We start from the raw sequence: 8,032 nt of genomic DNA, 5'->3' as shown, positions 1-8,032 counted from the left end.
TCCAGGTTCTCGCTGAGTGCGCCGGCGAGCCGGCCTCGTACCGGGCGTACTCGGCCGGTTCGCCGGTGCGCTCAGCGTGGAGCTGGGCCGTCGAGATACGTGGTGGACTTTCGACTCGGGACACTAGCCACCACGAGACGTCCGCAACATCCTGCTCCGTGACCGAAACCTCACCGATTACCGCTGGTTCGGGTCAGGGGCCGAGGTGGGGCCGTAGGCGTGGACGACGGCGCCGGTGGCGAAGATCTTGGTGTCGAGGAGCTCGACGGTGCCGGTGCTGGCGGGGCGAAACAGGGGCTCGCCGCCTCCCTTGATGACGGGGGAGGTGCAGATCCGGTACTCGTCGAGCAGGCCGGCCGCGGCGAGGGCGTCGGTCAGCCGGCCGGTGCCCCAGATGAGGATTTCGCCGCCTTCAGCCTGCTTCAGTCGGCTGACTTCGTCGAGCAGGTCGGGGCCGGCGACGACCACGGTCATGTCCCACGCGGTGGTATCGACTGGTTGGGAGGCGACGACGTACTTGGTGATCGAGTTGACGTGGTCGGCGAAGGGGTTACCTCCCCTGGTGGGCCAGGCTTGTGCCATGCCTTCGTAGGTGATGCGGCCGAGCAGCAGTGCGTCGGCGGCGAGCGTCATCTTGAGTCCGTAGTCCTGCAACTCCTCGTCGGAGTACTGGAGCGACCAGTTCTGCGGGTCGTCGATATAGCCGTCGAGGGTGGCGTGGGTAAAGCTGATGATCTTGCGCACGGCAGGGTTTCTCCTGGTCGGTGGCGGGTGGTCGGAAAGGGGTGCGTCACGCGGGCCGGCGGCGTTGTGCCAGGTCGTCATCAGGTGGGTGTCGCGGAGCTCCTCCCGTCGATCGAGAGGTGGTCGCATTCGATCAGTTCCGCACGCCCGGGAGCCAACCATCCGGCTGATCGTCCGTCTTGTACCGAACCGAAGCCCGCGTCACAACGCCAGGAACGGGATGCCGGACCTCAACTCGCCTGGGGTGTGACCGGTCGCCCACCGCATCGCCCGCGCGAGCTGTGGCTGATCGTAGTAGCCGCTGGCGGTCACCACGTCGGTGATCGATCTCCCCGCCGTGAGGAGTTGCGCGGCGTGCTGTGCCTGCTCGATGCTGACGAGCTTGCGGTGCGAGATCCCGACGGCCCGGCGGAACCGGATCTGCGCGATCCGTTCCGACATGCCGCGTGGTCGATCGCCGTGCCGGATCTCGTCCACGAGAGGATCGAAGATCAACAAACCTGCGCGCACCAGCCGGTCGAGGAAGACGTCGATGTTCTGCTCGGTCGGCATCTCCCAGTCCCGGTTGTCCAGCAAGATCCGGTCGCCTGGCAGGGTCGGCAACACCGCGTCGTCGAGGTCGGTCAGACCGGAGGGCGGGTACAGCGGCAGATAAGCGCCGAGCCGCAACTCGACGCCGAAGAACTCGCAGCCCTCCGGGCAAGTCAGCGATGTGCCTGTCGTTTCCGGTCCGCGGAGGTGCACCGTCAACCCGTCATCGCTCCGCGCAAACGCGATCATGGATGAGGCTTTGGCCGCCGAGGTGAAGTCGGTCGCGGCGTCGCAGCTCGCCGACCACACCCGTTGCACCAGCGGGAGTTCGCCGGCGACAGCGTTGAAGATCAGTCCCATCGGACGCGATCCTAGCGGCGGGCCGGGCTTTCACCATTGTTGATCTCCACCTCTCGACCGCGCCCCCGCGCAACGGTGGGAGATCGGACAGCAATCGCCTCGATCTTGCCAGGCGCCGCTCCGGGGAAAGCCCACCGCGGTCCGCGATCATCGCGTCGTGGCCTCCGTCGACCGCGGGAACGTCCGGCCTTGCCGAGCCGGCTCAGTCCAGCCCGTGGTACGCCGTGAGGTCGGCGTCGATCCGGCCAGGGCCTCCTTCATCTTGGGACGCTGGATCGCTGTACGACTCGTCGGCCCAGATAGTCCACTCGCTGTACCCCAACAGGGGCGGCACGGGCATCTTTCGGGGTCGGCGATGGTCAGGTGGGTGGGCACCGCCGACCCCATGCCATAGGTCGGGACCGCTCGGCGCGCCACATCCGAGGATCGCTGAGTGTGGCCGGAGCGGCGGGTTGCGTCAGGCTTGACACGACCACCGCTCTTCGTCGTGCGAGCTGTGACGGGTGTGGGGAAGTCCCCACCCCGGCTCGGGGGCCGACTCCATGGGCTGGGGGGATCACACCCTTGAACCGAGCCCTCCGGCGTTGACACGCTCGTGGGCAGGAATTGTCGATCCATTTGCAATGGGGGACATGCCTGACGCACTGGAGCCGACCTTCCATCCGATCGATCGGATGCTGCTGACCGCCGACGGCACCGCCACCTCGTTTCTGAAGGCCTGCACGGCGAGCCGATCACCACCAAGACGACGCGCCAGGCGAGCCTTCCGTCTTTGAGCCCCTCATCCTTGGTTTCCACGACAGCAAGGACACCGTGATGACTAGCCCGCAGATTCCGGCCAGCGACCCTGTGCTCGTCGCCCCGGAGACCTGGCTGATCCCCAACCTGGCCGCCGCCGGACCCGGTCAATACCTTCCGGTCAACTCGCTGCTGGTCCGCGGCAGCGAGCCGATCATCGTCGATACCGGAGCCCCCGTCCATCGTCAGCGTTGGCTGGACCAGGTCTTTTCGCTGGTCGACCCGGAGGACGTGCGCTGGATCTTTCTGTCGCACGACGACGGCGACCACATCGGAGGGCTCGCCGACGCCTTGGCGATGTGCCCGTCGGCGACAGTGGTGACCAACTTCTTCGCTACGGAGCGGCTGTCGCTGGAGCGGTCATTGCCGATCAGGCGGCTGCGCTGGCTCGAGCCCGGCGACAGCTTCCTCGCCGGAGACCGGCGGATGCGTCTGGTGCTGCCACCGATTTTCGACGGCCCTACCACTCGAGGTCTGTTCGATGAGCACACCGGCGTCTTGTGGGGCGTCGACTCGTTCGCGGCCATGACCACCGGCTCCGTGCGCCGCCGCGACGACGTTCCCGAAGACCTCTACGTCGAGTCGTTCGCGCTGCTCAACAGTCTCGTATCGCCGTGGCACCAGTGGCTGGACCCGGCACGCTACCGACGTCACGTCGACTCGGTCGCCGACCTGCACCCTGACACCGTCGCCACCGCACACGGGCCGTTGCTGACCGGCGACGCGATCGGCGACGCCTTCGACCGAGTCCGGGCAATGGCCGCAGCCCCTCGCGTGATGCCGCCGGGCCAGGCCGCGCTCGACGAGCTCGTCGCAGCCACAGTGCACGGCCCAGCGGTTGCGTGATCGCAATCAACCCGCGCGCTGAGGGCATCGTGTCGCAGGTAGATGATCTGTGCGGCACTGCGCGCTCCCTTTTACACCCGAGCGGTCGCAGGTCCGATCCCTGCCGCGCCCACCAGTTGTCAGTCGAGCACGAGCGCGACGAGTTCGTCGATGAACTGCGGCAGCTTGTGGGCGGAGCGCTCGGTGGGGTTCGCTTGGTAGAGCGCCATCCGCCCGTGCGTGGCCGTGAACACGACCACGGCGGCCCGGTCCGCCGGAAGCCGCAACCTCCGGCCCGCCGCCTCGGCCCGCTCGAGCGAGCGCTGGAACAGCGCGAGGATCTCGATCACCGGGCTGGGCGCTGACGGCGGCGCCTCCGATGGGCGGCGGAACAGGATGCGGTAGTGGCCGGGATGGGTCGCCGCGAAGTCGCAGTAGGCGCGCAGCTGCTCGCGGGCCCGGTCCACCGGATCGACCCCGTCACCGTCCCCCGCGCGCTCGATCCGCGCGCGCAGCCGCTGGATCTCGTGCGCGAGCAGGCCGTCCAGCAGTGCGGCGCGGTCGGCGAAGTGCGAGTAGATGCTGGCCGGCGCGATCCCGGTCGCCCGCGCCACCCCCCGTATGGTCAGCCCGTCCTCGTCGTCCAGCTCGGAGAGCAGCCGGCTCGCGGCGTCGAGGATCTCGGTCCGCAGCCGTTCGCCCTCACCCCACCGATTGCGGGTGCGGGTCATCGAGCCGGTCGCCCGGTTGCTCACGAGGCCATTCTCCCCATCGGCGAGCCCACGCGGGGTGCAGGCTTCCACGACTTACCGAACATCTGTAAGGTGAGATGGAGAACGGTTGTTCGGTATCTGGTCGCCGAGGCGGGAGACCATGACAGCTTCAACGCGCAGCGAGGCTCCCGCGAATACCGCGTCACGCTCGACTCCGCCGCAGCCGAGCGCCCCACCGCCGGACCGCAAGTGGGGCCTGCCGCTGGCGGTGATCGTTATCGGCATGTTCATGTCGGTGCTGAACACGACCAGCGTGAACGTCGCGCTCACCCGCATGGCGGCCGACCTCAGCGCGAGCACCGACGACATCCAGTGGGTGGCGACCGCCTACAACCTCTGCCTCGGCGTGGTGGTGCCGGCCAGCGCGTGGCTCGGTGACCGCCTCGGACTCAAGCGGCTCTACCTGGCCTCGCTGGTGGGATTCTGCGTCGCCTCGATGCTCTGCGGGCTGGCGGGCAACCTGACCAGCGAGATCCTGTTCCGGATCCTGCAGGCCGCGCCCGGCGGCATGTTGCCCGTGACCTGCATGACCATCCTGTACCGGATCGTGCCGCGCCGGCAGACCGGCACCGCGATGGGGCTGTACGGGCTGGGCATGGTGGTCGCCCCAGCGGTCGGGCCGACACTGGGTGGATACCTGGTCGAGTACGCCAGCTGGCGGCTGGTGTACTTCGTCAACGTGCCCGTCGGGGTGGTCGGGCTCGTCGCGGCGGCGCTCCTCCTCCCCCAGCTGCCCGGCCAGCCCGGACGGCGGTTCGATGCGCTCGGCTTCGCGTGCATCGCGGGTGGGCTGTTCGCACTGCTGCTGGCCGCCTCCGAGGGCGAGGACTGGGGTTGGACCAGCTACCGGGTGGTGATCCTCTTCATCGCAGCGCTGCTGTTGCTAGCGCTGTTCGTGGTGATCGAGCTGGAGGTGTCCGACCCACTGCTGGACGTGCGCGCGCTGCGCAACCGGCCGCTGCTCAACTCGCTGGCCCTGATCGCGCTGCAGTCCATCGGGCTGTTCGCGGTGTCCTTCTACGTGCCGGTCTTCCTACAGGAAGGCCAGGGGTTGACCGCGCTGAACACCGGTTTCGTGCTGCTCCCGCAGGGCCTGGTGATGATGGTGTGCATGCCGCTGGCCGGTCGTATCACCGACAGGTTCGGCGCGCGCTGGCCGGCGGTCGTGGGGCTCGCGCTGTCCGGGATCGGGCTGCTCATGCTGGCCGAGGTCAACCCGGACATGACCCGAGGGGAGTTCATCGCGGCGCTGATGCTTCGAGCCGTCGGCCCTGGCGTGGCCATGATGCCGATCACCACCAGCGGGATCTCGTCGTTGCCGGCGCACCTCGCCGGCGCCGGCAGCGCGTTCAACCAGCTGGTGCAGCGGGTCACGGCAGCGCTCGGACTGGCCGTGCTCACCGCGATGTCGACCGAACAGCAGGCGCAGCTGTGGGCGGGCCGCTCGGCGCTGGTGCGGCCGGCCTCCGACGCGCGGTTGCACGAGATGGCCGAGCGCGGCGCGGACGGGCTCGCGCCCCTCTACCAGGCGCTCAAGCTCGACGTCCTCGCGCAGGCCTACAGCGATGTGTTCCTGGTGTGCGGCGTGGTCACGCTGGCCAGCGTCCCGCTCGCCCTGTTCATCCGCTCGCCGAAACACCGCCGCCCGGTGGGGTAAGAGATCGACGCCGTGCTCGCAGGCCGAGCGGGTGCAACGGCGCGCCGGCGGCGTTCACGGCTGTGGGTGCGTCGACGTACGGCCCGTTGTCCGCCTACATCGACGGTGCGATGTCGGTCGACCCGGGTGGGCCGTAGCCGGCGTGGCGGGCGAGCTGTGCGAGGAGTCCGGGATCGTCGGGCGCGGGCCGTCCGGGAGGCTCGGGGTGGCCGCTGCGGTCACCACCGGCCAGGATGACCAGCCAGGCTGCGACGTCCTCGGGGTCCGGAACGAGATCGGCCGGGTCCGTCTCGGCGCCGACCCGGTACGTGATCGGGTGTGCCTCTCCCTTCGGCTCCCCGTGGGCACGGGCCGGTGCGTGGAACCAGCCGAGGGCCAGGTTCCACCCCACCCGGAGATCTGGTGCAGCGGACAGGCGCAGGGCGAGCCGGGCGGGTTCGGCATCGGTGTCGAGGTCCAGCGAAGCCAGATCGACGCCCAGCAGAGCACATGCGTCCCGGATGGATGCGGCATAGCGGTTGAGTGCGTCCGCGAGGGTGGCCGCTCGATCGGTGTAGGCCTGCAGCGCGCAGTCGACTTCCTCGTTGGCCACGCCCCGATCCTAGTTGCCGGCATCCTCGCCAGGAATTCCCGTGTAGGGCGAGCAGCGCCGGGTAGTGATCTAATCGGAGCGTCCGTCGCTGGAGAGCAACGGACGCATTCCCGTGGTCGGAGTTGTTGCTCGGGGCAACGCCCCGGGCCGACATCCAGGTCGGGGTCGACACGATGGTGGCGCCTGTGCCGCGCGCCGCTCGTTCCTCGCGAACTGCATCACGGGCCATGATTTCTCGAGGTGTCACACTTCCCAGGTCCGCGGTGAATCTCCCGTAGTGCTCGGGACGGGCGGAGCGGGTTCGGTCCCGGGCGGCCCTTCGCGCGGCGCGCCGTGGAACTGATTGCCTCCGCCGTCGACGGCGTTCCGCAGAACGCGCTCGGCGGCTCAAGAATTGTCAGACCCGATCCATCCTGAAGTCGAGCACCACACCGACCACAGGAGGCTTTCGTGTCGCGACCGAGGCGAGACGCCCTAGTCGCACGACACCATTTGGGGTGAGGAGCGTCCGGCTTCGCCTTCGGCACGGTGGCCGGCGGCCGTCAGCCGCGCATCGCCGGCGCAACTACGACCTCGTTCACAGGCCGTGGTCGAGCTCAGGTGGGCCGGACACGATGACGTCCGCCCGCTCCCGGGGTCGGCGAGGAACGCAGGCCGCCGCACCGACCGGCAGAGGCGAGACCGAACGAGTCACTGATCGCGGCCGCGGTCGATGACCGTGCTGCTGCTGTCGGTTATGGTGGCGGCATGGGTTGCTTCGCCGCCATGGACATCCGCGCCGCCGCTTAGCGGCGGTATCGCGGTTGCCGTAAACCGCGGCCTCACCTGCCTGCCCCGCTGGGTCGGTGCCGGGGCGTACCGCCGGATCGGTGTCCCGCCGGCAGCCCCTCGCGTGTCTTCCTGTGCTGCCGGATCGTCCTGCGTGATCCGGGGAGCAAGTACGTGTCACAGCGTTTCCACCCATCGCACCAAGATCGGCCCTCGCGGGAGCCCGACGACGTGCGGTCAGAACCCGCCGAGCTCCTGCTGATGGTCGGGCTCCCCGGCGCCGGGAAGACCACCCGAGCTCGGGAGCTCGCGGCGGCGCACCGCGCGCTACGGCTGACCCCGGACGAGTGGATGATCTCCCTGTTCGACGGGTCGCAGCCCGACGGCAAGCGCGACCTGCTGGAAGGACGGCTCATCGCACTGGCCCTGCAAGCGCTGCACCTGGGCACCAACGTCGTACTCGACTTCGGCCTCTGGAGCTGCGACGAACGGTCGGCACTGCGCTGGCTGGCAACATCGGCCGGGGCCTCGTGCCATGTGGTCTACCTGCCCGTCGACACCGCCGTCCAGCGCGCCCGGATCGCCCACCGCCAGGCAACCGCACCGCACACGACATTTCCGATGAGCGAGGCGGACATCGACGAATGGCGGAAGCAGTTCCAGGCACCAGATGCCGCCGAACTCGGCGGCGGCGACATCCCCGGCCCGCCACCGGGGTGGCCGGGCTGGCCGGAGTGGGCTGCGAATCGATGGCCCTCGCTCGCGAACGACAGCGCCTCCCCGGCGCGGAGGCGACATCGGGCAGCGGATGAGGATACGGATCCGCCGGGCGCCGGCAAGTAGATCCGCTCTCGGCGGCGTCGGCGTGCCGGTCCCGGCGTCGCGGCCGCAGCCCGCTCGATCGCGCCGTAGGCCGACCTCCCCTCAGCGGAGAACCGACCCCTCCGGCAGACGTGCGACGCCGAACGACGTGGCGAGTGCCTC

At 69.2% G+C, this 8,032-nt stretch carries 8 protein-coding genes; 4 read left to right on the top strand and 4 right to left on the bottom strand.

All coding sequences use genetic code 11. From position 1 onward, the window contains the following. Positions 1–177: 177 nt before the first annotated feature. Together ABEA81_RS41010 and ABEA81_RS41005 are read right to left on the bottom strand one after the other, a co-directional pair. The gene (locus ABEA81_RS41010) at positions 178–744 is read right to left on the bottom strand and encodes a dihydrofolate reductase family protein (RefSeq protein WP_345613277.1); all 567 of its coding nucleotides are present in this window, start codon (positions 742–744) and stop codon (positions 178–180) included. Between the two features lie 201 nt (positions 745–945). Further along, the gene (locus tag ABEA81_RS41005) at positions 946–1,635 is read right to left on the bottom strand and encodes an AraC family transcriptional regulator (RefSeq protein ID WP_345613276.1); all 690 of its coding nucleotides are present in this window, start codon (positions 1,633–1,635) and stop codon (positions 946–948) included. A 632-nt stretch (positions 1,636–2,267) separates the two neighbouring features. On the opposite strand from ABEA81_RS41005, the gene ABEA81_RS41000 reads away from it, so the two are divergent. Both ABEA81_RS41000 and ABEA81_RS40995 read left to right on the top strand, forming a co-directional pair. Next, a complete protein-coding gene (locus ABEA81_RS41000) occupies positions 2,268–2,411 on the top strand; it encodes a hypothetical protein (protein WP_345613274.1) in 144 nt (47 codons plus the stop codon). A gap of 40 nt (positions 2,412–2,451) precedes the next feature. Further along, complete coding sequence (locus ABEA81_RS40995) at positions 2,452–3,279, top strand: oxygen-binding di-iron domain-containing protein (RefSeq protein ID WP_345613272.1); 828 nt, start codon at positions 2,452–2,454, stop codon at positions 3,277–3,279. 119 nt (positions 3,280–3,398) lie between these two features. On the opposite strand, the gene ABEA81_RS40990 is transcribed toward ABEA81_RS40995, so the two are convergent. After that, on the bottom strand, positions 3,399–4,013 hold the full coding sequence (locus tag ABEA81_RS40990) for a TetR/AcrR family transcriptional regulator (RefSeq protein WP_345613270.1): 615 nt from the start codon (positions 4,011–4,013) through the stop codon (positions 3,399–3,401). 85 nt (positions 4,014–4,098) lie between these two features. Here ABEA81_RS40990 and ABEA81_RS40985 point away from each other — a divergent pair, with 85 nt between their 5' ends. Continuing rightward, entirely contained in the window at positions 4,099–5,688 is a 1,590-nt protein-coding gene (locus ABEA81_RS40985; protein ID WP_345613268.1) for an MDR family MFS transporter, read from the top strand. Positions 5,689–5,782: 94 nt separating this feature from the next. Here the strand turns inward: ABEA81_RS40985 and ABEA81_RS40980 are convergent, their stop codons facing one another. Then, positions 5,783–6,280: a hypothetical protein gene (locus ABEA81_RS40980; protein ID WP_345613266.1), complete on the bottom strand. Its 498-nt coding sequence runs from the start codon at positions 6,278–6,280 to the stop codon at positions 5,783–5,785. A 1,029-nt stretch (positions 6,281–7,309) separates the two neighbouring features. Here ABEA81_RS40980 and ABEA81_RS40975 point away from each other — a divergent pair. Beyond that, the gene (locus ABEA81_RS40975; protein ID WP_345613264.1) at positions 7,310–7,891 is read left to right on the top strand and encodes an AAA family ATPase; all 582 of its coding nucleotides are present in this window, start codon (positions 7,310–7,312) and stop codon (positions 7,889–7,891) included. Positions 7,892–8,032 lie beyond the last annotated feature (141 nt).

Source organism: Pseudonocardia adelaidensis (genome assembly GCF_039543345.1).
GTDB lineage: Bacteria > Actinomycetota > Actinomycetes > Mycobacteriales > Pseudonocardiaceae > Pseudonocardia > Pseudonocardia adelaidensis.
The sequence above is the reverse complement of the archived record's forward strand: the minus strand, read 5'-3'. Positions and strand labels throughout refer to the sequence as shown.

What these genes read in the sequence shown, in the direction of transcription:
- ABEA81_RS41005 (WP_345613276.1), bottom strand. Translation starts at nt 1,635, where the DNA reads ATGGGACTGATCTTCAACGCTGTCGCCGGCGAACTCCCGCTGGTGCAA.
- ABEA81_RS41000 (WP_345613274.1), top strand. Translation starts at nt 2,268, where the DNA reads ATGCCTGACGCACTGGAGCCGACCTTCCATCCGATCGATCGGATGCTG.
- ABEA81_RS40995 (WP_345613272.1), top strand. Translation starts at nt 2,452, where the DNA reads ATGACTAGCCCGCAGATTCCGGCCAGCGACCCTGTGCTCGTCGCCCCG.
- ABEA81_RS40975 (WP_345613264.1), top strand. Translation starts at nt 7,310, where the DNA reads ATGGTCGGGCTCCCCGGCGCCGGGAAGACCACCCGAGCTCGGGAGCTC.